Here is a 22,095-nt window from a genome sequence, read left to right on the forward strand (position 1 = left end):
TGGTTTCCCGTCGCTGGCTCCATGGTGGCCGTGGCATGGGGCGGCAACGAGTTCACGCCCCTGCTGGTGATGTACCGCGAGGCCTCGCACTTCTCCCAGGTCACGGTCAATGGTCTGCTCGCGGCATACGTCATCGGTATTATTCCAGCATTGCTCATCGGCGGTCCGCTCTCTGACCTCATCGGCCGCCGTCCGATGTTGCTTCCAGCTGCCCCGCTCTCCCTCGCCGGTTCTTTCCTACTTTCCATCGCTCCCGAGGAGCCCCTCATCATCGCTCTGGGCCGAGTCCTGTGCGGCATGGCCTTGGGCTTAGTCATGGCGGTCGGTTCCACATGGATTACCGAACTCATTACCCGCGCCGGCGGTGATCCTGCCTCCGGTGCGCGCAAGGCGTCATTGTGCCTGACCGCAGGATTCCTTGTTGGTGCTGGCATTGCCTCGGTTCTGGCGCAGTGGGGTCCTTGGCCGACCCACACCGCCTATATCCTGCACATGCTGCTCACAGTGGTCACCGCCATCTGGATCCTCCATACCCCGGAGACCCGTCAGCCCAGCCACGGTACGGTCAAGACCACCATTCTGGACCTCACAGTACGTGAGATGCTGCAGATGCTCCACGTGCCCACTGCCGCCCACAAGCGCTTCGTTCGCGTTGTCATCCCGGTGGCCCCATGGGTCTTCGGCTGCGCGGGCGCTGCCTATGCCCTGCTTCCACAGCTGCTATCTGATTCGGCGGGCGGTGCTCCCATCGCCTTCTCTGGTCTCATGACCGTCATCACCTTGGGCTGCGGCGTAGGCGTACAAATGCTAGGCAGTCTCGTGGATACCCATAAATCCGCTCGAGCCTCAGCCATCGCCATGGGCGTGATCACTATTGGTGCTATTCTCGGCGCCCTTGCTGCCCACTCGCTCTCCCTGCCGCTCGGCATCGCGGCGGCCGCGACCATGGGCGCTGGTTATGGCTTGGCTCTCGTCGCCGGCCTCTCCGAGGTACAGCGCATTGCAGGTGAGCGCGAGCTCGCCGGCCTGACCGCCGTGTACTATTCCATCTCCTACACCGGCTTTTTCATCCCCATGGCCTTCAGCGCCCTAGCTCCCTACATCGGGTTCACCAACCTATTCATCATCGGCAGCGCTCTCGCCCTAGTGTGCTTGATCAATGTCATTCTGGCCTGGCGCGCGCACCTGCCAGGTGCTCGACGCTAACTCCGCACAGCACAAAGCTCCACTCTCCCCTTCCGGGAGGTGGAGCTTTTGTCTGCTTGTGATGGCTTTAGGCCTTGGCCGCCGTTGCGGTAACGCCCTTGAGAACGTCATGAACGGCCTGGCCAGCATCGGCAGTCAGTTCCTCCACAGTCACGGTGAAGTCCGTAGCGAGAACCTCCGCCGCGATGTGCTCGCGGTGACGCTGTGCCCACTCTTCCTTGTCTGCCGGAACCGAAAGAACCACCGAGATGCGGTCGGTGACCACGAAGTCCTCGGCCTTACGGGCATCCTGCAAGCCACGGATGACGTCAGCGGCCCAGCCCTCCGCCTCGAGTTCTTCGGTAACTTCGGTGTCCAGCACGACCAAACCGTCCACGCCGTCCACGCGCGCCGTAGACTCCGGGTTCGCTGCCTGCAGGCGCTCGGTGTATTCCTCCGGGGACAGGCGGATATCACCGTCGACAATGACCTCGTCGCCCTCGCGCTCGTAGTTGCCTGCCTTGAGGTTCTTGATGGCGCGCTGCACATCCTTGCCTAGGCGCGGGCCCGCAACCTTGGCGTTACAAACAACCTCGAAGGTGCCGACCTCATCAACATCATCAGTGAGCACGACGTCCTTAACGTTGACCTCATCGCGGATGATGTCCTTGAAGTCAGCCAGGCGAGCCGACTCCGGCATCGCCACCGTCAGCTTGGGCAACGGAAGACGGTTGCGCAGCTTGTTGGACTTGCGCACCGACGACGCTGCCGATGCCACCGCGCGGGTAGCGTCCATGGCAGCTACGAGAGCGTCGTCAGCCGGGTAGTCCTCCGCCTTCGGGTAGGACGCCAAGTGCACAGAACGCTCACCGGTCAGACCGCGGTAGATCACCTCAGCCACGTGCGGCAGCAGTGGCGCCACCACGCGGGTGACGGTCTCCAGCACCGTATAGAGAGTGTTGAAAGCCTCTTCATGGGTCTCCTCACCCTCCCAGAAACGATCACGGGAACGGCGCACGTACCAGTTAGTCAGCGCGTCAGCGAAGAGACGGACTTCCTCCGTGGCCGAGGCAATGTCGGTATTGGCCAGTGCGTCATTGGTGTTCTTCACCAAGTCATGCGTCTTGGCCAAGATGTAGCGATCGAGCACATTGGTTGAACTGACATCGAACGTCGCCTCCTGAGAGGCATAGAGCTGCAGGAAAGTGTAGGCGTTCCAGATCGGCAGGATAGCCTGGCGCACGCCTTCGCGAATGCCTTGCTCGGTCACGATGAGGTTACCGCCGCGCAGAATCGGCGAGGACATGAGGAACCAGCGCATCGCGTCCGAACCATCGCGGTCAAAGACCTCGTTAACATTCGGGTAGTTGCCCTTCGACTTCGACATCTTCAGACCGTCATTACCCAGCACAATGCCGTGCGCAACAACCTTCTTGTACGCGGGGCGGTCAAACAACGCCGTCGACAGCGCATGCATCACATAGAACCAACCACGGGTTTGACCGGAATACTCCACGATGAAATCCGACGGCGAGTGGGTCTCAAACCACTCCTTGTTCTCAAACGGGTAATGCTTCTGTGCAAACGGCATGGAGCCAGACTCAAACCAGCAGTCCAACACGTCTGGCACGCGGCGCATCATCGACTGGCCCGTCGGATCATCCGGGTTCGGGCGAGTCAGCTCATCAATGTGCGGGCGGTGCAAACTCGTCGGGCGCACACCGAAATCACGCTCCAGCTCATCCAGCGAGCCGTAGACATCCACGCGCGGGTACTCCGGGTTATCGGAGATCCACGCCGGAATCGGCGCACCCCAGTAGCGAGTACGGGAGATGTTCCAGTCACGCGCACCTTCCAGCCATTTACCGAACTGACCATCACGGATGTGTTCCGGAAGCCACTCGATCTCAGTGTGGTTGAGCTCCACCATGCGGTCACGGAACTCCGTCACCTTCACGAACCAGGCCGGCAGCGCCATGTAGATCAGCGGCTCGCCCGAACGCCACGAGTGCGGGTAGGAGTGCTCGATGGTCACATGGCGCACCACGCGGCCAGCAGCCTTGAGGTCCTTGATGATGGCCTTGTTCGCATCGAAGACGAGCTGGCCCTCGTACGGCGGCACTTGAGAGGTGAACTTGCCGTCCTCATCGACTGGGATGACCAGACCCACGCCATACTTCTGGCACGTCAGCATATCGTCCTCACCGAAGGCCGGAGCCTGGTGGACCACACCGGTACCGTCTTCGGTGGTGACGTAATCTGCAAGAAGCAGCTGGTAAGCGTTTTCTACGTCCGGGAAGAAATCAAAAATCGGCTGGTATTGGAAGCCCTCCAGCTCAGCACCGGTGAAGGTGGTGAGGATTTCAGCCTCCCCGAGCTCCTTGGCGAGCGTACCTACCAGAGCCTCGGCCATGATGAATGTGCGGCCAGCGAAATCACCCTCGGTAGCCTTAAACAAGACGTAGGTGACCTCCGGGTGTACGGCCAAAGCCAGGTTCGAAGGAAGGGTCCAGGGAGTGGTGGTCCAGGCGAGGAAGGAGGCGTCGACAAGCTCGGCGTTATCCGCCAACGTCTTCTCCGCAGCACTGCCCTCGCGTGCGCCCGCCACCGGGAACGTCACGGTCAGGGTCGGGTCCTGGCGCATCTTGTACGAGTCATCCAGGCGCGTCTCCTGGTTCGACAGCGAGGTATGCTCAGCCCAGGAGTACGGCAAAACACGGAAGCCCTGGTAAATCAATCCCTTGTCGTAGAGCTCCTTGAAAGCCCACATGACGGACTCCATGTAGTCCAGGTCCATGGTTTTATAGCCGTTTTCGAAATCCACCCAGCGGGCCTGGCGGTTGACGTACTCTTCCCACTCATCGGTGTATTCAAGGACGGACTTGGCGCAGTACTCATTGAACTTCTCCAGACCCATCTCCTCAATCTGGGCCTTGTCAGTGATGCCGAGCTGCTTTTCTGCCTCTAGTTCCGCAGGCAGACCGTGGGTGTCCCAGCCAAACACGCGGGGCACGTAGTTGCCGGCCATGGTGCGGTAGCGCGGGACAATGTCCTTGACATAGCCAGTCAACAGGTGGCCGTAATGCGGCAAGCCATTAGCAAAAGGCGGGCCGTCATAAAAGACATACTCCGGGCAGCCTTCCGTCTGTTGGAGGCTGGCCTGGAAGGTGTCGTCCTGCTTCCAGTACTTCTGCACGATCTCTTCCATGACCGGGAACTTGCTCGTTCCACCGGTCATGTCAACCTTGGGGTATACGCTGCCGACCTGGCCGGCCTGTGTTTCTTCTGCGCTCATTAATTCATCCTTCACTACACGGTTGCTTGGTGCAGGGACGCCCAACGCCCGCGCCGGATTCGGCGCGGCACCGTTGCACGCGGTACCACCCTGCTTGACGCCGTGCTTGCCGATGCCGCGCCGCACACACCGTGCAACCCGTACCGGCGGGCACCACGCCCGCTTCGTTTCTAGTGAAGGATTTATACGGCTCCCCGACCGTTCGGTTCTACTGGGCAGCGCACCCGCGCCACTGTTCTTCCGAAATGCTCCCCCGGTGATTGCCGGATCAACGCATACAAGTGGTCATTATAGCCACCCCGCCGCCGCCCTAGCAATGCTGTACGCAATGCCTTTACAACGGGCGTGCCGCTGGACTCTCTTTTTGCCCACCCGGGCGCGCCACCAGTCCGCCACCAGGTACCCGAGGCCGCCCTCCGCGCAGACGACGGTGATGACCAGCGCGGCCATTGCCTCCGCTCAGGACGTAGGTGACAAAGGCGACGAAGGCAGCGAGCGCGCTTAACAAGGCTGCGAGCATCATGGTGGTCCACTCCTTCCGAAGGGGTTCGGCCGGCGCCTGCGGGGCTACCGTGGCAGTGGCCTGACAGGTCATGGAAAAGGACCCCAGCGGCGGTGCGGTTGCACTCGCTGCGGGGTCCTTCAACTCCCATTACAAGGGCAAACGCCCTTGTAATGGGCATCAGTTCTTGTGGTGGGCGGGCCCTACTTAGCCTCATTGCTCGGAGCAGTGGAGCCACGGGTAGCAAGCTATTCCAGCTGGGACTCGAGCATGGTCTTGAAACGGTTGCGGTACACGTGCTCAAAGGTGCACAGCTCGGAAATGCGGGCCTCGAGAGCGGTCTACTGGTGCTTCACGGTGTTCAATGACGCGTTGTGCTTCTTCTCAGCGTCAGACTGCAGAACAGCCGCCTTCTCCTGAGCCTGGCCGACTTGAGCCTCAGCGCGGGACGCAGCGTCGGTCTCGGTCTGCCTTGCCTTCGCCTCAGCGTCAACAACGAGCTTCTTGGAGCGGGTGTCTGCCTCGTGCAGCTGGGCGTCATACTTCTTCTGAGCGTCAGCCAGCTGAGCCTTGGAGCGTGCGTCAGCGTCGTTGATCTGCTTCTCAACGGCGGTGCTGCGGTCCTCATGCAGCATGGACTCGGCCTTGGCCTCGTTGGTGAGGCGGTCTGCAATCTCCTGGGCCAAGCCCAAGACCTTGACGGCCTGCATCTGAGTGTCCGGGGTGGCAATAGCGCCGACTCCGGCACCATCAGCAGCTGCCGGCGCTGCTGGTGCGGCGGCCTTCTGCGGTTCGGATGCGCCCGACTTCTTTGTAGCCTCGAGTTCCTTGCGTGCAGCCTCCAGCTCAGCGGCGAGCTCTACCGAAACATCTCCACAGCCCAAGAGACCGCAGCAGCCTAGAGCAAACAGACCCTCGACTTAAACCGATTGCACAGGAAGCCCAGTCGGCTCCTCAGAGTGCCCGAAAGCTACATCGCCGAAGCAAAAAACCTTTCACACCCCCAACAGTCTCACCCACGGAGTTGACAACCTTTTTTAGTAACACCCTCTTTTCAACAACAAACATACAAAAATATGTATCATTTGAGCCTATTTGAACCCTATTGACATCCATTGAACGGCATTTACTGCGAAGGAATTTCAACTATGTACTAGCTCTATCAGCCGTTCGAGCAGACGTTGTGTGCGCATCCACAGAACTAGAAGCATCACAGTTCCTAGAATCCCCGCGATGGTAAGTCGCAACGGAGTTGTCGCGGATTCCGGCCACGCTGGAAAAGCGAATACCCATAGCATCGTTTGCGCGAGGACATCTCCGCCTACCAAGACGGAAAGAATGACCATAAACAACACCGCGGCAATAGCAGTTGCCGCGCCCGTGCGAAGCACGAGTTGAGTGGATATCAGGATGACGATGCCGCCCACGATGGCGAAAAGGACAAAACGTCGTCCTTCATCAGCGAAGGTTCCTCCGGCGAGAAGCCCTAATCCAGCGGCGATCGATGCCACCAAAGCTAGGTATGCAAGCATCCAGGTCAGCACCACCCGTGCGCTGTTCGCGTATTCGGTGAGCATGAGCGGCCACACCTTTTGCAGCCGCGGCCAAATGATTACCGGCATGAGGCCGGCACCAATCGGCAGCACGGCGTATGTGAATAGCCCATGCAAGATAGTCACCGGATAGAACATGGCAGCAACCACCATGACCAGCAGCGCAAGTGCCGTACAGCCGAGCAAAGCAGCGTTCATGACTGCTGGAGTTATCGCGGCGTAAGGACGAGGACGGCGCGCGTCGCTGCGAAGCGCAACAGCTGCTGCGGAGCCATAACTGCGGAGCGCAACGGCCGGACGCGGCACAGCCCTTTCCTTGAAGCGCTTCTTGACTTGAAGGGTTTGCTCTGGGGTGAGCAACGCCGCGCCAATGCCGATGAGGGCCAGCAACGCGCACAACCCTAGTGCCAACCACGGCTTCTCAGCGCGTAACGGTGAGTCCGGTTCCAGGGCAACCGCGTTTTGGTGGATTCCAGCAACAGGCAAAATCAGCCTCACCGGCCAAGCCATAGGCCAGGCCCACCAAAAGTCGCCTTCGACTACATTCCGGGATACACCGACCATCTGCCATAAAAGAAACACGATGACCGGCACGATCAGGTTTGTTAAACGCGCGAGAGCGGAGGCTAACCCTGCAATCCCCACAACGCCGATGAATGCCAGCATGCCAAGGTACAGCAGTCTCCCGCTGCCAATCCTGCCCATCAGCGCCGCAAACGCCCAAGCTCCGCCATAGTTCAAGAGGTGGAACGCGAACAGACTCAACAGTACGACAATCAGTCGGGCTGCGCGCTGACGCTGAGCGGAGGTATCTCGCCATAGCGTACCACCGAACCGCGCCTGCTTTTCACGGGATTCCGCGCTTGCCGCGAACAACGCTGCCACGGGAGCGGCAAGGCCAGTGAGATAAATCGCCTGCCAGTTGAGGATGGCCTCCACATTGGCGCGCGGGTCAACACTCACCTGCATGATAAGTATCAACGCTAAGAACGGCATCGCAATGAGCGGTAGCCACTGCAACGTCGAGTTACGAGCCCGCATTACTTCAGAGGAAAGGTAACCACTCATTTCGTCCTTCCTCCCATCGTCAGACGGAAGAATTCCTTCTCCAGGTCACCGTTTGGTGCCAGCTGCGGCAGTGGGCCGGTGTAGCGGATTTCTCCCTCCGCCAACACCGTAGCGTCGTCTGCAAGATGGACAACTTCACCTAGCTGATGGGAACTGACAAGTACCGTGCGCCCATTTTTCGCCCAGTCTCGCAGCAGTTCACGCAGCTCAGCGATGCCCTGCGGATCAAGCCCGTTTTGAGGCTCGTCAAGAACGAGAATTTCTGGGTCCCCAAGGATTGCCTGGGCAAGAGCCAAGCGCGCCTTCATGCCGGTCGAGAAGCTGCTTGCCCGCTTACGACCGGTATCCGCAATACCTGCGACATCGAGCGCTCGATCCGCTTCAGAATCCGGTAATCCAAGCAAACGGGTGTGGACGAGCAAGTTCGCTCGGGCGCTCAAGTGACCATAAAAGGCAGGCCCGTTGACGGATGCGCCGATTCTTTTCAGGTGAGCCCTACTCCATGGCGTGCCATCAACGAGCACGCGGCCTGAATCCGCCGGAAGAAGTCCCAGCAGAATAGAAATGAGAGTAGACTTGCCTGCTCCATTGCGTCCTAGCAGGGCGTGCACGCGGCCCGGATGAATCTGGAAAGTGACGTCTCTGAGAACCTGTTGTGGGCCAAAGTTCTTGGCGACGTGTTCAAAGCTGATTGTCGGTGTACGAGTCATGTGACTCATCATGGTTAGAAGACAGCACTAATACATCAGCCCCCGAAACGAATTTCAGGGACACTGTCTCCTACTCTAGGAGGAGACGAGTCCAGCACTCACTGCAAACAAAACGAGCGCAATTCGGTCGCGCGCTTGTAATTTTGCAAGCAGCGAGGAAACGTGTGTCTTAACGGTCGTCTCAGCAACATGAAGGTGATCTGCGATTTCACCGTTGGTTAGCCCCTCGGCGACAAGACGCAACACGTCCATCTCACGCACAGTCACGAGTTCCAAGTCCTTTCGCTGTTGCGTAGTCAACTCCCTGCCTGATCTCATCGCCGCACGATAAGAGTTAAGGACCGAGCCAGTAACTTTGGTCGATAGAACAGACTCACCCGCGGCAACGGAACGCACCGTCGATGCCAAGATGTCAGGATCGGCATCTTTCAGGAGGAAACCGTTCGCTCCAGCCTGCAGAGCATCCGCGACGAGCTCATCGTCGTGAAAGGTAGTCAGCATGACCACCTGAATATTCGGATGCGCTGCCTTGATTGCCTTTGCCGCGGCGATACCGTCCATGTGCGGCATTCGAATATCCAGTACGGCCACATCGATGCGATGCATGCCGGTTGCAGCGACTGCCTCCACCCCATTGGCAACTTGCGCCACGACCTCTATGTCAGGTGCAGCGTTGAGGATGGTGGATAACGCTGAGACGAGCAGAACTTGGTCATCAGCTAGCAAAACCCGGATGCTCATGTCGTACTCCGAAATGGTAATTGCGCGCGGACGTAGAACAGATCGGGAGTTCCTTCGGCACTAAAACTTCCTCCGAGGGAACATGCTCGCTCCTCCAGCCCAATCAGGCCGGTACGCGAGCCAGAGTTTTCTGCCTGCACGCTGCCCCATGACGTGATGGAAATGTCGACGCTCTCGTTGCATTCCAATTCCAGCTCAACATCGCTGTCGATGCCTTGATGGCGGATGACGTTGGTCAGGGATTCCGTGATGATTCGGGCTACCACAAGTTGAACAAGGCTCGATGCCTGCGCCAGATCATGGGAAACCTTTGCGCTAATACGCAGCCCAGTCTTGCGGAATCCTTCGATGAGCCCCTCGATGTCCGTTGATTCTCCGCGCGGGAACTCATCGTTACTGCGCAGAGCATAGACTATGCGGCGGACCTCGCTCAGCGCGTCATCGGCAATGGCGTGAATGGTGTTAAGAGCCTTAACAGCTGTCGCGGCATCGTCGCGTGATGCCACTACACCCGCGGAAGCCTGCACTTTCATGAGGGTGAGGCTGTGCGCCAAGACATCATGGAGCTCGCGTGCAATTTGTAGCCGCTCCTCCTCTTGCGCACTGCGTAGACGCGCAATCCGCTCATTTTCCTCTGCCCGCCTTTGCAGCACCCGTCCGTAAGCGCGTGTTCCAGCGAAATAAACGGTTGCCAGCAACAGCCAGTGCACGATGAGACGGAAAAGAGCCTCCGTGCCGGTCGAGTAGCGAAGCGAATAGTCGTCCTGCAGCTGCCACATCACCGGCGAGGCAAAAGAGCCCAAGAGCGTTACTCCTAATACGCCGACCCGAATGCGTCGGTCATCGCAGTAACGCGACGTTGTGTAGACAGCCATGGGAGCGGTCAGCAGCCAAGGGGAAACGCCGGTGTTGTAAGGCAGGGAAAGAAACCAGGTTAGCGCCCACGCTGCCAGGCACAAGAGGAACCCCGTGGCACTAGTCACCGGACGCGAACGCCACACCCAGAAAAATGGAACGAAGCACCACGCAACAACAACTTGGAGCACTTCCGCTGGGCTGGACCAGACACTGTTGACAAGCGTGTATAAAAGCGCAAGAACGACGGCAGCAAGGGTCAGTATGCGGTCGCCTATTAATCCAGGTGGCAACATTGGAGCACGCATCGGAAAGCTAGACGCCCACCATGGTCTTCATCACGACCACGCCCGCCGCGTTCAGCAGCAGGAAGGGCGCGATGGTGGACACGTCCAGGGCCACGTTGCCCATGCGCAGCGGTGGGATGGGCCTGCGCAGCAACTTGACTGGCGGGTCGGTCACGACGAACAGCGACTCGGCCACGAGCATAAACCAGCGCGGCGGGCGGAAGCTGAGGGAGGAGGACTGAACCACCTCAATGACAATGCGGATAATGAGAACCCACGTGTAGAGCCGAATCAAGGCGTGCAGAAGTAGTCCAAGATTATTCACCCTGCCAGACTAACCTAGCCGGGCGCAGGTTCCCACTCCTATTCGCCCCTTGCCAAAGCAAGAACGAAGGCAAACAAATAGAACACAGGCACGCAAAGAGACGGCACCCCATCGGGATACTGTCGAGGTGTGCAGCAGCACGTGCCGAGCGCAATATTTAGCCCAGGAGGCCGGCGCTCTCCAGCTCGAGGGTGGAGATGGTGCAGTCAGACGGGGGGATGGCGGAGACACGGCGCTCGGTCTGCATGCCGGAGGTCAGGTTGACCATCTTGCCGCGAGCGGCGAAGCACAAACCAGCGGCGAAATCGATGAGGCGCTTAGCGTCGGACTTCTCTGGATCGGCGCGCTCGAAGTCCACGGCGTCGCCATTGCTGAAAGGCTCACCGATCTTGGTGGCTGCCTTGTAGGAGACCAGGGAGACGGGGACGATGGTCGGCTCGTATGCAGCAGCCACCTCTTCGCGCGTAGCGGGCGGTACCAACATGTTATCCGCCAGGCGGAGTTGATCGGCGGCCACGGTGGCATCGGCCTGGGTGTCCAGCTCCTCCAGGACCACTTCCCCACGCGCGGTGTCACCGTCGGCGGAGATACCGGCAACCTTGTGCTTGCCGATGCCCCTGCGGCGCCGCCAGGATCCGACCGCGCCGGTGACCGGGAAGGTCACGGTCGGGTCCTGGCGCTCCTTGTAGGAATCATCCAGGCGCGTCTCCTGGTTCGACAGCGAGGTATGCTCAGCCCAGGAGTACGGCAAAACACGGAAGCCCTGGTAGATAAGGCCCTTGTCATAAAGCTCCTTGAAAGCCCACATGACGGACTCCATGTAGTCCAGGTCCATGGTTTTGTAGCCGTTTTCGAAATCCACCCAGCGGGCCTGGCGGTTGACGTACTCTTCCCACTCATCGGTGTATTCAAGGACGGACTTGGCACAGTACTCATTGAACTTCTCCAGACCCATCTCCTCAATCTGGGCCTTGTCAGTGATGCCGAGCTGCTTTTCTGCCTCCAGTTCCGCAGGCAGACCGTGTGTATCCCATCCGAAAACACGCGGCACATGGTTACCGGCCATGGTGCGGTAGCGCGGGACAATGTCCTTGACATAGCCAGTCAACAGGTGGCCATAATGCGGCAAGCCATTAGCAAAAGGCGGGCCTTAAATGTGTCATCGGCCTTCCAGAATTTCTGGACTTCCAGCTCCATATCGGGAAAGCGGGAAGACCCAGCGGTCATGTCGACCTTGGGGTAGACATTGCCGACGTTCGCGGGGTGTCACTCATCAAAAAATCCTTCACTCGTTCGCTGATGCGGGGACGCGCCTTTCGGCTCGCGGTACCACCCCGCTTGGGCGCTGATGGTGCGCCCCGCTTCGTTGATGTGAAGGAGATGACGGTCCCTACCCGCCCGGTTCTACTAATGCGGCGCACACACGCCTCACGTTCTTCCGGAATGCTCCCACGGTGATGGCCGGATCATTGCATACAGCTCAAAAGTATACCGAGGTGGTCAAGTTTTCACAGGCCCGGGTTCCCGCAATCCCAAAATAGGTACTCCAGTATCCGAAAGAGATAGGTGGGATCGGGTTATTCACAGGAACATTTTTTCTAGTGCAATCAGAGTGAAACGCAGTTTAGGCTCGGGAACCGTGAACGCACTTCAGAAATTTCTTAACGCTCTCGGGGCCGGCATCGATGTCGTCGCCGGGTGCGATGGGATGTCTGAAGCTGACCTCGTTGCTGCCGGGGCGCCTGATAAAACTGCCCGGCAATTACTCCGTTTGCATGACAGCTTCTTTGGCACGACTGGCATGACGCGCATGCAGCGTGACGCAGTAAAGGCTGCTCGCGAGCGCGGGCATTCCCTGCCTACCTTGGAAGTCATTGACCGCTATGCCAGGAAAGCCAAGACAAAAGCCCTGGGCTGGCGAATGCGCTTGGAGCTGTGCCGCACGAGCGCTGACACTCTGGCGATGGAATCTTTGGCCAAGAAGAAGCTTAAGGAACACTCGGCGTCCCCGAAACGCACGGCCGGGGTAAAGATATACCGCCGACGTAATGCCCTGTGGACCATGGCGATTACGGCATCGTCCCAGGTCATCGCGGAGCTTAACGACGTCGTCGATGAACAACGTCCCATCGAATCCATTCGGGATGCCTTCTTTAAAGGTGCGGCTCCACGCAAGGGGTTGCAGACCAATATTCTTGTTCCGCTGGACACGCTGACTAAGATTCTCGACGGTGACGGCGAGGAGATCACGCTACGTATGACCAACGGTGCCACGATGACCGGCGCCGAGTACGTCAACAAGGTCATCTCGGGAGAAATCGACCTCGACGGCACATATGCTACCCTATTTCACCCCGTGCGCGGCCCGGTCAACCTCTACCGCGAGGAGCGTTCAGCGAGCCTCAAACAGCGCATCATGGCCATGGCGGAGTCCCCCACTTGCGCGTGGGATGACTGTATGAAGCCCGCCGACGAATGTCAGGTGCATCACCTCATCGCGTGGAAGCTAGGCGGTTTTACCAACCCGGAAAACATGGTCATGCTTTGCGCCTATCACAACGGCATCAATCAAGATGACCCTAATGCTCCGCCAGGCCGCGGGCGAATGGTGCGAGTCAGGGGAACCCCGAAACGTTATTTCGGTTCTCCCCCGCCGCCCACACCGCGGCAGGCGGCAGTCGAAGCAACCGGACCTCCGCGCAGCAACGCGCCCTAAGCCCCTCCGATTTGGTCGACGAACCAGCCCTCGTCCTCAGAAGCTCTCTGAGGGCCAGGGCTACTCGTCGTGCTTGCGGCGCAGTTTGAGAACCGTATCCGCTACGAAGAGGACAATGCCTACTCCTGCAGAGGCAAATAGCAGGTACAGTGACCAGTCAGCAGCCGTGAGGATGTAGTTCACGAATGCCACGAACGCCACGAAGGCCAGCACCAACGCACCAATGAGCATGCCCGCTCCCCCTTTCCATGGCCGCCAGAATTCACGTGCACACAAAAAGAATAACGGCGCCCCTGAAAGGGACGCCGTCAATTCAATGATTAGTTGTTAGCCTTGCCAGCTTCACCGTTGGGTGCCGCGGTGCCGCGAGCCTCCAGCTCCTCGAGCTGGGACTCAAGCAGCGTCTTGAGGCGAGTGCGGTATTCGCGCTCGAAGGTGCGCAGCTCGGAGATACGCGCCTCGAGGGCGGTCTGCTGCTGCTTCACCGTGTTCATAACCTCGGTGTGCTTCTTCTCAGCGTCTGCCTGCAGAGCAGCTGCCTTCTCCTCTGCCTGGCGGATCTGAGCCTCAGCGCGGGAGGTGGCATCAGACTCAGTCTGCTTTGCCTTGGTTTCTGCGTCAGCAACCAGCTTCTTGGAGCGGGTATCAGCCTCCTGGAGCTGAGCCTCGTAGCGCTTCTGGGCATCGGCAAGCTGGGCCTTGGAGTGAGAGTCAGCGTCAGCAAGCTGCTTCTCTGCTGCAGTGCGAGCCTCTGCCAGCATGGACTCGGAGTCTGCCTTGGCTTCGTTGGTGAGGCGGTCTGCCATTTCCTGAGCCAAGCCGAGCACGCGAGCTGCCTGCATGTGGGTATCCGGGGTAGCCAGGCCCTCCCCAGACTTGGCAGCACCAGCACCAGCAATACCGGCGGCAGCGGTGGAAGCGCCGGAGTTCTTCGCGGACTCCAGCTCCTTCTTGGTGTTCTCCAGCTCGCGCTTGGAAGCCTCGAGCTCGCGCTTTGCAGCAGCAGCCTCCTCGCGAGCGGCCTTGAGCTCAGCGGAGTTGTCCTGCTGCTGTGCGGCAGGGGCCTGGGCAGACTGAGCCTGGGCGGCCTTTGCCTGCTCCTGAGCCTTCTTGGTTTCTTCCTTAGCCTTGGCAATCTCATTCTTGGAGTCAGCCAGCTTAGCCTCGTACTCAGCACGAAGCTTGGACTCGACGTCCTTGCGCACGGCGGCCTCATCAACCTTGGTTGCAGCGGCGCCGGCGCCTGCAGCAGCGCCGCCCTTGGACTGAGACTTCAGGTCCTCAACCTGGGCCTGGAGCTCATCGTTTTCATCCTGCAACTGAGCAAGAGCATCCTCAACAAGGTCGAGGAACTGATCGACCTCGTCCTCGTTGTAGCCACGCTTGCCAATTGGCGGCTTGCTGAAAGCGACGTTGTGTACATCAGCTGGTGACAGTGGCATTGACTTCTCTTCCCCTTACAAATCGGTCAAACCTCTAGTGGGTCCAGAGGCCGGGTACATATGCGGTTAATAATACGGATTGTGATAACTCATTGTATCCAAATCAACACATTATCTAACGCGGGCACTAGTCTCAACGTTAACCGGAGGGTTTAATACACCCGACCGGCTATACAGCCACCCCAGCAGCTCCAAAGAAGAACCACTTTATGAGCTGCGATAGGACCGCGAGCAGCAAAAAGAGCACGATGATCGACACATCCAGCGCGATACCTCCAAGCTGCAACGGCGGGATCACTTTGCGCAGCGCCTTGACTGGCGGATCAGTAATAACAAAGAGCACTTCAGCCACCATCATGAACCACCGCGGAGGGTTGAACTGGCGCGAGAAAGACTGAATCATCTCGATGACGATGCGCGCGAGCAAAATCCACGAATAGAGGCTCACCGCGACGAGGAGAATTGAACCTAAAGCATTCACAACGCCCGAGCCTATCGGAACCACCCCCGCGAGCGGTACTCCCCTGCCCGGCGCTTCGCCATAAAACGCCGAAAGCCACCGTCATCACCTTCTCCTGAAGCCAACACGGAGAAACGGGATAACGGCGGCGTGGCGAGATTCGTTAGCGCAGGTGTGCGGCGCGCTCCAGCTCCACTGTGGAGATGTCAGCACCCTTCGGCACGATCGCGAAGACCTTACGGCTGGTGTCAACACCCTTGGTGAGGTTCTTCATGCGGCCCTCCAGCGCGAAGCACAGACCAGCTGCAAAGTCGACGAAGCGCTTGGCGGATCCGCGGTCAGCATCAGTGAGCTCGAAGACTACAGCGTCACCATCGCGGAAAGGGCCACCGACCTTGGCAGCGTCGTCAAAGGAGACGAGCGACAGGGCCACGATGGTGGGAACGAATTCCTCTTCGTGCTTCTCGTACGACGGTGCCGCGTACGACGGAGCGTTGTAGGTACGCTCATCGGCGTAGTAAGCATCGTCGGCGTCCACGTCCATCGGGCCCAGCCCGAAGAACTCTTTGGTCCTATCAATCAGTGACATTCTGGGTCTCCCTCTGACCTAGTTTTCTGTGAGATTAGTGTCTTTGAAATGCGCTTTTGCGATGTCACTTAAACTACTGGCCGTGGTCCCATTATTCCGGTTCCGACACGCACGATATCGGTTCCAGATTCAATTGCTGCCTGCATGTCTGCACTCATTCCAGCAGAAAGTTTCAGTGGGCGTCCAAGCTGCTCGGCGGTGTCCTCCACAAGCCCTTTGACCCGCGTGAAAACCTCGGCTGGCTCACTGTCTAACGGAGGGACAACCATGAAGCCTTGAAGGTCGAGATTCTCTAGCTCTTCCACAATCGTCACCAATCCTGAAACCTGTTCAAGAGGGCAGCCACCACGGGCGGTGTCGGCGTCGGCGGAGACCTGAATGAATACCGGTAGGGTCCCCTTGCGCTGGCCACGCTCCTGGGCCAGGCCCACGCCGCGGTCGAGGGCGCGGGCGAGTTTCTCAGAATCCAGCGAATGCACGCTGTGTGCCCAGCGCGCAACATGATTAGCCTTCTTGGTCTGGATCTGACCGATCATGTGAAAATGCACGTCAGGCAGTTCTTCAGCCTTGGCTCTGGCTTCTTGCTCGCGGTTTTCCGCAACATCGGTGATGCCCAGCTGCGCAAGCAGAGCGATGTCCCCTGCGGGGTGGAATTTGGTGACGGGCAAAAGCTGCGGTGCCTCGCGCCCGGCCGCTTCGGAAAAACGCTGGATATCGGCACGGGTACGTTCGAGTCCAGCGCGAAGTTCGTCGAGTCGGTTCTGCTCAGTCATGTCTCTATCCTTCCAGCCAAATCACGCCGGCTTGACGTCCTGTGACGCCATCACGGCGATAAGAAAAGAATTCAGTATCCTCAATCGTGCAGCGCGGATCGGATTCAATAGCGGTTATCCCGAGTTCCATAAGCTGGCGCACGAGACCTGCACGAACGTCGATACCCCATGTTCCCTTCGTTGTGCGCGTGAGGGAACCGGGCAAGTGCTTCTCGACGTCCCTCGCCATCTCCTCCGGCACCTCATAATTCCGCCCCGCGGCGGCCGGCCCCATGAGCACCTGCATGGTCGACGGGGAGGCTCCGAGCTCCATCATGGTGTTGACGGTATTTCGGACAATGCCGTTGCGTGCGCCTAGGCGCCCGGCGTGGGCAGCTCCGATGACGCCTGAGGGGACGTCGACAAGCAGCACCGGCGTACAGTCAGCCACAAGAACCCCGAGGCCGAGACGTTTCTCCGTGGTAACCAGTGCGTCTGTCGCTTCTACCGGGGTGTTCACGCCGCGGCACTCTGCACCTACACGGGTGACTGTGTTGGTGTGCAACTGCTCCATCCAGACAATGTCCTCAAGACCAGTGGCCCGCAGGAGACGCGCTCGGTTCGCGGCGACGGCGTCAGGGTCATCGCCGACGTGATCCCCAAGGTTGAAAGAGTCATACGGAGATGACGATGCCCCGCCGGCACGGCTGGTAAATACCATGCGGACGGGGCGCTTCGATGGGTGTGCTTCCTCGTTTACTGGCATGCACTCCAGAGTAGCGGGCTGCGACTAGCGCATGAAGGAGGGCACGTCGAGATCGTCATCGCCGTCATCGTCGAAACCGCGGGAGCGGCGCTCATCCGGACGGGAGAGGCGGTAGTCGTCACGGCCCTCGCGCTCCTCGCGGCGGAAACGGTCAGAGCTGGTGAACAGGCCACTGGACGGAGCCGGCTCGGATGGCTGTTCGCGCTCGTAGGAATGGCGCGGTGCGTACTCCTCACGTTCGATGCGCTCCGCTCGCGGAGCCTCGGCGCGCTGCGGCTCGGAACGGGTGTACTCCTCGCGTGGGGCTTCGGCACGGGAAGCAGCGGGAGTCTCCTGCTGTGCCTCGCCGCGGTTCTCAAAGAGGGAACCCGGGCGAGCAGCCGGGGTAGCCTGCTGGCCGTGGCCGGTGTGCGCAGGCTGCGTCGTCATGTTGGCCTGGGCATCAAAGCCGGTGGCAATGATGGTGACACGGACCTCGTCGCCAAGGTTGTCATCAATGATGGTGCCGAAGATGATGTTGGCGTCCTCGTCGGCGCGCTCCTCCACCATGGACGCGGCAGCGTTGACCTCGTGCAGGCCCAAGTCGGAGCCACCGGCGATGGAGAGCAGCACGCCCTTGGCGCCTTCCATGGTGGATTCCAGAAGCGGGGAATTAATGGCCTGCTCGGCGGCGTTAAGGGCGCGGTTATCGCCGCGGGCAAAGCCGATGCCCATGAGCGCAGAACCGGCATCTGACATCACGGAGCGCACGTCCGCAAAGTCGACGTTGATCATGCCCGGGATGGTGATGAGGTTGGTAATACCCTGAACACCGTTGTGGAGAACCTCATCGGCAGCGCGGAAGGCCTCGACGATGGACAGCTCCTCACCACCGAGCTGCATGAGGCGATCGTTCGGGATAACGATGAGGGTATCGCAAACCTCGCGAAGCTCCTCGATGCCGGCCATCGCCTGACGGGTGCGGCGAGCGCCTTCGAACTTAAACGGACGGGTAACAACGCCGACGGTGAGGGCACCCATCTTTTTCGCAATGGACGCGACGACCGGAGCGGCACCGGTGCCGGTGCCGCCACCCTCGCCGGCGGTGACGAAGACCATGTCGGATCCCTGAAGAGCATCCTCAATCTCGGTCTTGTGATCCTCGGCCGAGGTCTTGCCTACCTCAGGGTTAGCGCCTGCACCGAGGCCGCGGGTGGCCTCGCGGCCGATGTCGAGCTTGGTGTCCGCGTCGGAGAAAATCAGCGCCTGGGAGTCGGTATTGATGGCGACAAACTGGACTCCCTTGAGCCCTTCTTCGATCATGCGGTTGACAGCGTTGACACCGCCGCCGCCGACGCCGACGACTTTGATGTCCGCGAGGTTGTTGCTAGATGAGATCATACGAGGGTCTCTTGCCTTTCGAATAAGGGTTTATATGTAAACGAGGAGGCGCCCCTAACCGTGAGAGGCGGTTACATCCATCTTTAACGACAAGACGGTTATTTGGGCGCACATTTTGCCGCGTGTCGGTACCCTCAACCTCTACTTTAGGGTTGCTGACGTGCGGTTTTATTAACAGGCGCCCCACCCGTCCCACCGGCGACGGGCTTAGCGTCGAGTCACCAACGCTGGATTAGAAATATTCCAGGATTCGCCCTCCAACTGGAGCACATCCTCGAACGCAATGGCCTTGTTCGCATTGTCCTCGGCAGCGCCCCAAAAGACAGTTTTGCCATCATCAGTGACGAAGGTGAGCGAATAGGTGTCTTTAATCTCGAGGGTTTTTACCTTCGCGCGCACGTCAGCCGGAAGCGCTGACATCGCTTCAACGGCGGCCTGCATTTCCGGGGAGCCCGATTCCGTATGCCCAGTGAGTTCAATGGCCTCGGCCGGAGGGGTGTCCTCAACAAATTCCTTGCCCTTATCATCCACGAGCACAGTTCGGAGGCCATCCTTGACGTAGGCCACGGCTTCGTGCTCGACGACGTTCACGTGCACCGTGAACGGGAACGCGCGCGATACCGTCGCAGACTCTATCCACGGCAACGAGGCCACTCCATGCGCCGCCTGGCGGGCGTCCAACCGCACCAAGTTGGAGCCATAAGCTACCCCACTCGCCTGCTCCACTTCGTCTGCAGTCACGTGTTCGGTTCCCTCCACCTCAAAGGACTTCACAGTGAGAATGGGAAACAGCCATACTGCGGCCACCGCCACAAGTGCCACGAGGAAGACCACACCGACGGCAAGTACCCCTGACTTTTTAGACATCCTGGCCCTTTACCGCCGACGACGCTTCTTCGACATCTCCACGCTGCTCCAGCTCAGTGAGGATTTCCCCCGCCACGTAGGTGATGGTTCCAGCACCAATCGTGAGCACCACATCGCCAGGCTGCGCCAAGGAAATGACGTCGCCTGCGGCCTCAGAAAAGTCCGGCTCAAAGATAACCGGCATGTCCTCCGGCATCTTGTCAGTGATGATGCGGGAGGTGATCCCCTCAACTGGCTGTTCGCGGGCACCGTAGATGTCGAGGACCACGGCGGCGTCGGCAAGCGCGAGGGCGTCCGCAAACTCCGCGTCAAATTCCATCGTGCGGGAGTATAGGTGTGGTTGGAAACAGGCGATGACGCGAGCGCCCTCGCCCTCTGCATCCACCTTGAAACGCGCAGCAGTGAGCACCGCAGCGACCTCGGTCGGATGATGCGCGTAGTCGTCAAAGACACGAATCCCTTGCTGCGAGCCGCGGTACTCAAAACGGCGGCGCACACCTGTGAAGTCTGTCAGGCCCTCAGCCAGCTCTGCTGGATCACCACCCGCCAGCGCGCCAGCCAGCAGCGCAGCGGCAGAATTGAGCACCATGTGGTGACCAGGAACGTGGAGGTCGTAGGAGAGTTCTTGCGAGGGGACGCCGGGAAGCGCCAAGCGCACACGCACGTGCGCACCCGCCGCCGACACAGACTCTTCCACTATCTCAACACCACATGGCAGCGAGGATTCAGTGCGCGCGCCGTAGCCCAACACCTGAATTCCGCGCTCAACCGCGCGCTCACCGGTGGCCACGGCCTGTTCATCCTCAAGGCACACCACGAGGTAGCCGCCGTCCACGATGCGATCGGCGAAGTCATCAAAAACCTGGTAGTAGCTCTCCGCCGTACGGAAGTAGTCCAGGTGGTCGGGCTCGATATTGGTAATCACGGCCACGGTCGGGCTATAGCGCAGCAGTGAGGCATCGGATTCGTCCGCCTCCGCAACGAAGGCATCACCGGTACCGCCATGCGCGTTAGTGCCCGCACGGTTGAGCTGTCCACCGATGGCGAAAGACGGGTCCATGCCCGCGTGCTGCATCGCGTTGACCGCCATCGACGTCGTGGAGGTCTTGCCATGCGTGCCGGCGAGCAGCACCTGGCGGTGGCCCGCCATGAGCTCCGCAAGCAAATCAGAGCGACGGATCACCGGAATTCCTGCCGCACGGGCAGCAGCCAGTTCAGGGTTATCCTGCGGAATCGCCGCAAATGAGGTCACCACTACCGTCGGTTTCTCGCCGGCCAGCTCAAGGTTTTCAGCCTTGTGCCCGATGGCGATTGTGGCACCCATGGTGCGCAGCACCTCCACGGCGGTGGACTTCTTGACATCAGAACCCGTCACCACCGCACCGCGGGTAACAAGGATGCGCGCCAAACCGGACATGCCGGAGCCGCCAATACCCACGAGGTGAACACGGGACAGGTCAGTGGTAGCAGGAGTTGCAGTCATGGTGAAAATCCTTCGTTCGTGGGGGGAGAGTTAGACCTAGCCGCGCACGCTCGACGCAATACGGTCCGCGATCACAGCGGCAACATCACCAGCCGTGCTGGCGTTAGCTGCCGCTCGCATCGATGCCAAGGTAGCAGGATTGCCAAGAATAGCTCGCACCTCATCGATGAGGCGCTCAGGGGTTAGTTCAGCGTCCGGAATCTGAACAGCTGCACCAGCCTCCACGAGCGTGCGAGAATTGAGCGCCTGCTCGCCGTTACCGTGTGGGAGCGGAACATACACGGCTGGCAGACCTGCCGCGGATACTTCGGCGACAGTCATCGCACCCGAGCGGCACACCATGAGGTCAGCCACGGCCAGCGCGCCCGCCATGTCATCGATGTACGGTACCGCTACGTAGTTCTCACGCTCTGCTGGCTTTTCGTTCTTTTTGCCATAGGCATGGAGCACCTGGAAATCCTGCGTGAGATTCTCGATCGCCCCGGCCACAGCCCGGTTAATGCTCACCGCCCCCTGCGAGCCTCCTGTCACCACGATCGTGGGACGGTCATCCCCCAGGTTCCAGTTCGTGCGCGCGGCCATGGCCGCGGAACCATCCGGATCCTCCCCAAGTCCTGGGCGCACTGGGATGCCGAGAACCTCACCAGGCATACCGGAGCCATCCTGGGCGTTGAAACCAGTTCCGCCGAGACGCACTCCCAGCTTGTTAGCCATGCCGGCCAACGCGTTAGTCTCTAGAACAAAAAAGGGAATGCCTAAGGACTTTGCTGCGAGATAGGCTGGGGCGGCGACATAGCCGCCGGTGCCGAAGACGGCGTCGGCAGCCACGTCCTTGAGCACCGCGCGAGTCTCCCGTACGGACTTCGCAACGCGCCACGGCAGTTTGGCCGCGTCAGCATTAATCTTGCGCGGCACCGGCACTGGGGTAATCATGCGCAAGTCAACACCGCGCGCCGGAACAATGTCTCCTTCTAGGCCACGCGGGGTCCCCAAAGCAGTCACCCGCGCGCCGTGGCGCTGGCGTAACTCCTCCCCCACTGCGAGCGCTGGTTCAATGTGTCCGGCAGTGCCGCCACCTGCGATGACGACGGAAATTGGCGTGGCATTCATGCACTACAG

General features: G+C 59.8%; 21 protein-coding genes and 1 pseudogene. 2 read left to right on the top strand and 20 right to left on the bottom strand.

From position 1 onward, the window contains the following. Positions 1–21 precede the first annotated feature (21 nt). A complete protein-coding gene (locus tag M5J09_RS00755) occupies positions 22–1,206 on the top strand; it encodes an MFS transporter (protein ID WP_257156693.1) in 1,185 nt (394 codons plus the stop codon). Between the two features lie 67 nt (positions 1,207–1,273). On the opposite strand, the gene ileS is transcribed toward M5J09_RS00755, so the two are convergent. The 10 genes and pseudogenes from ileS to M5J09_RS00805 form a co-directional block, all read right to left on the bottom strand. Next, the gene (ileS, locus tag M5J09_RS00760; protein ID WP_257156652.1) at positions 1,274–4,480 is read right to left on the bottom strand and encodes an isoleucine--tRNA ligase; all 3,207 of its coding nucleotides are present in this window, start codon (positions 4,478–4,480) and stop codon (positions 1,274–1,276) included. 334 nt (positions 4,481–4,814) lie between these two features. Then, a complete protein-coding gene (locus M5J09_RS00765) occupies positions 4,815–5,003 on the bottom strand; it encodes a hypothetical protein (protein ID WP_257156653.1) in 189 nt (62 codons plus the stop codon). A 320-nt stretch (positions 5,004–5,323) separates the two neighbouring features. Beyond that, positions 5,324–5,866 (bottom strand): hypothetical protein, encoded by a 543-nt coding sequence (locus M5J09_RS00770; RefSeq protein WP_374982086.1) that lies wholly within the window; start codon positions 5,864–5,866, stop codon positions 5,324–5,326. 258 nt (positions 5,867–6,124) lie between these two features. Further along, complete coding sequence (locus M5J09_RS00775) at positions 6,125–7,603, bottom strand: hypothetical protein (protein WP_052471403.1); 1,479 nt, start codon at positions 7,601–7,603, stop codon at positions 6,125–6,127. Further along, entirely contained in the window at positions 7,600–8,313 is a 714-nt protein-coding gene (locus tag M5J09_RS00780) for an ATP-binding cassette domain-containing protein (RefSeq protein WP_042531529.1), read from the bottom strand. The genes M5J09_RS00775 and M5J09_RS00780 overlap by 4 nt, the downstream gene beginning before the upstream one ends. Positions 8,314–8,388: 75 nt before the next feature. Continuing rightward, complete coding sequence (locus M5J09_RS00785; RefSeq protein ID WP_042531531.1) at positions 8,389–9,054, bottom strand: response regulator transcription factor; 666 nt, start codon at positions 9,052–9,054, stop codon at positions 8,389–8,391. Continuing rightward, complete coding sequence (locus tag M5J09_RS00790) at positions 9,051–9,929, bottom strand: sensor histidine kinase (protein WP_257156654.1); 879 nt, start codon at positions 9,927–9,929, stop codon at positions 9,051–9,053. The genes M5J09_RS00785 and M5J09_RS00790 overlap by 4 nt, the downstream gene beginning before the upstream one ends. A gap of 295 nt (positions 9,930–10,224) precedes the next feature. After that, positions 10,225–10,521 carry a YggT family protein gene (locus M5J09_RS00795; protein WP_257156655.1) on the bottom strand — a complete coding sequence of 99 codons (297 nt, stop codon included), beginning with the start codon at positions 10,519–10,521 and terminating at the stop codon, positions 10,225–10,227. 157 nt (positions 10,522–10,678) lie between these two features. Then, positions 10,679–11,005 carry a cell division protein SepF gene (gene sepF / locus M5J09_RS00800; RefSeq protein WP_257156694.1) on the bottom strand — a complete coding sequence of 109 codons (327 nt, stop codon included), beginning with the start codon at positions 11,003–11,005 and terminating at the stop codon, positions 10,679–10,681. Between the two features lie 159 nt (positions 11,006–11,164). Further along, positions 11,165–11,748: pseudogene (locus M5J09_RS00805) on the bottom strand (class I tRNA ligase family protein); the annotation flags it as partial. Positions 11,749–12,160: 412 nt separating this feature from the next. Here M5J09_RS00805 and M5J09_RS13245 point away from each other — a divergent pair. Next, positions 12,161–13,237, top strand: coding sequence for an HNH endonuclease signature motif containing protein (locus M5J09_RS13245; protein WP_257156656.1), 1,077 nt, complete (start codon positions 12,161–12,163; stop codon positions 13,235–13,237). 60 nt (positions 13,238–13,297) lie between these two features. Here M5J09_RS13245 and M5J09_RS00815 read toward each other — a convergent pair whose 3' ends face one another. From M5J09_RS00815 to murG, 10 genes are all read right to left on the bottom strand, one after another. Continuing rightward, positions 13,298–13,468 carry a hypothetical protein gene (locus M5J09_RS00815; RefSeq protein ID WP_042531539.1) on the bottom strand — a complete coding sequence of 57 codons (171 nt, stop codon included), beginning with the start codon at positions 13,466–13,468 and terminating at the stop codon, positions 13,298–13,300. 89 nt (positions 13,469–13,557) lie between these two features. Next, the gene (locus tag M5J09_RS00820) at positions 13,558–14,679 is read right to left on the bottom strand and encodes a DivIVA domain-containing protein (protein WP_257156657.1); all 1,122 of its coding nucleotides are present in this window, start codon (positions 14,677–14,679) and stop codon (positions 13,558–13,560) included. 169 nt (positions 14,680–14,848) lie between these two features. Further along, the gene (locus M5J09_RS00825; protein WP_257156658.1) at positions 14,849–15,160 is read right to left on the bottom strand and encodes a YggT family protein; all 312 of its coding nucleotides are present in this window, start codon (positions 15,158–15,160) and stop codon (positions 14,849–14,851) included. Between the two features lie 142 nt (positions 15,161–15,302). After that, positions 15,303–15,728, bottom strand: coding sequence for a cell division protein SepF (locus tag M5J09_RS00830; protein WP_144790411.1), 426 nt, complete (start codon positions 15,726–15,728; stop codon positions 15,303–15,305). A gap of 68 nt (positions 15,729–15,796) precedes the next feature. After that, complete coding sequence (locus M5J09_RS00835; RefSeq protein WP_257156659.1) at positions 15,797–16,501, bottom strand: YggS family pyridoxal phosphate-dependent enzyme; 705 nt, start codon at positions 16,499–16,501, stop codon at positions 15,797–15,799. Between the two features lie 4 nt (positions 16,502–16,505). Further along, positions 16,506–17,246 (bottom strand): peptidoglycan editing factor PgeF, encoded by a 741-nt coding sequence (pgeF, locus tag M5J09_RS00840; protein WP_042531548.1) that lies wholly within the window; start codon positions 17,244–17,246, stop codon positions 16,506–16,508. Positions 17,247–17,270: 24 nt separating this feature from the next. Then, complete coding sequence (ftsZ, locus tag M5J09_RS00845) at positions 17,271–18,626, bottom strand: cell division protein FtsZ (protein WP_042531550.1); 1,356 nt, start codon at positions 18,624–18,626, stop codon at positions 17,271–17,273. A gap of 207 nt (positions 18,627–18,833) precedes the next feature. Continuing rightward, on the bottom strand, positions 18,834–19,493 hold the full coding sequence (locus tag M5J09_RS00850; protein ID WP_257156660.1) for a cell division protein FtsQ/DivIB: 660 nt from the start codon (positions 19,491–19,493) through the stop codon (positions 18,834–18,836). Further along, a complete protein-coding gene (gene murC, locus M5J09_RS00855; RefSeq protein ID WP_257156661.1) occupies positions 19,486–20,976 on the bottom strand; it encodes a UDP-N-acetylmuramate--L-alanine ligase in 1,491 nt (496 codons plus the stop codon). Before murC ends, M5J09_RS00850 begins: the two co-directional genes overlap by 8 nt. Positions 20,977–21,012: 36 nt before the next feature. Continuing rightward, positions 21,013–22,086, bottom strand: a complete 1,074-nt coding sequence (murG, locus tag M5J09_RS00860) for an undecaprenyldiphospho-muramoylpentapeptide beta-N-acetylglucosaminyltransferase (RefSeq protein WP_042531557.1) — start codon at positions 22,084–22,086, stop codon at positions 21,013–21,015. Positions 22,087–22,095: the final 9 nt, after the last annotated feature.

Source organism: Corynebacterium sp. BF-R-2, assembly GCF_024586525.1.
Taxonomy (GTDB): domain Bacteria; phylum Actinomycetota; class Actinomycetes; order Mycobacteriales; family Mycobacteriaceae; genus Corynebacterium; species Corynebacterium singulare.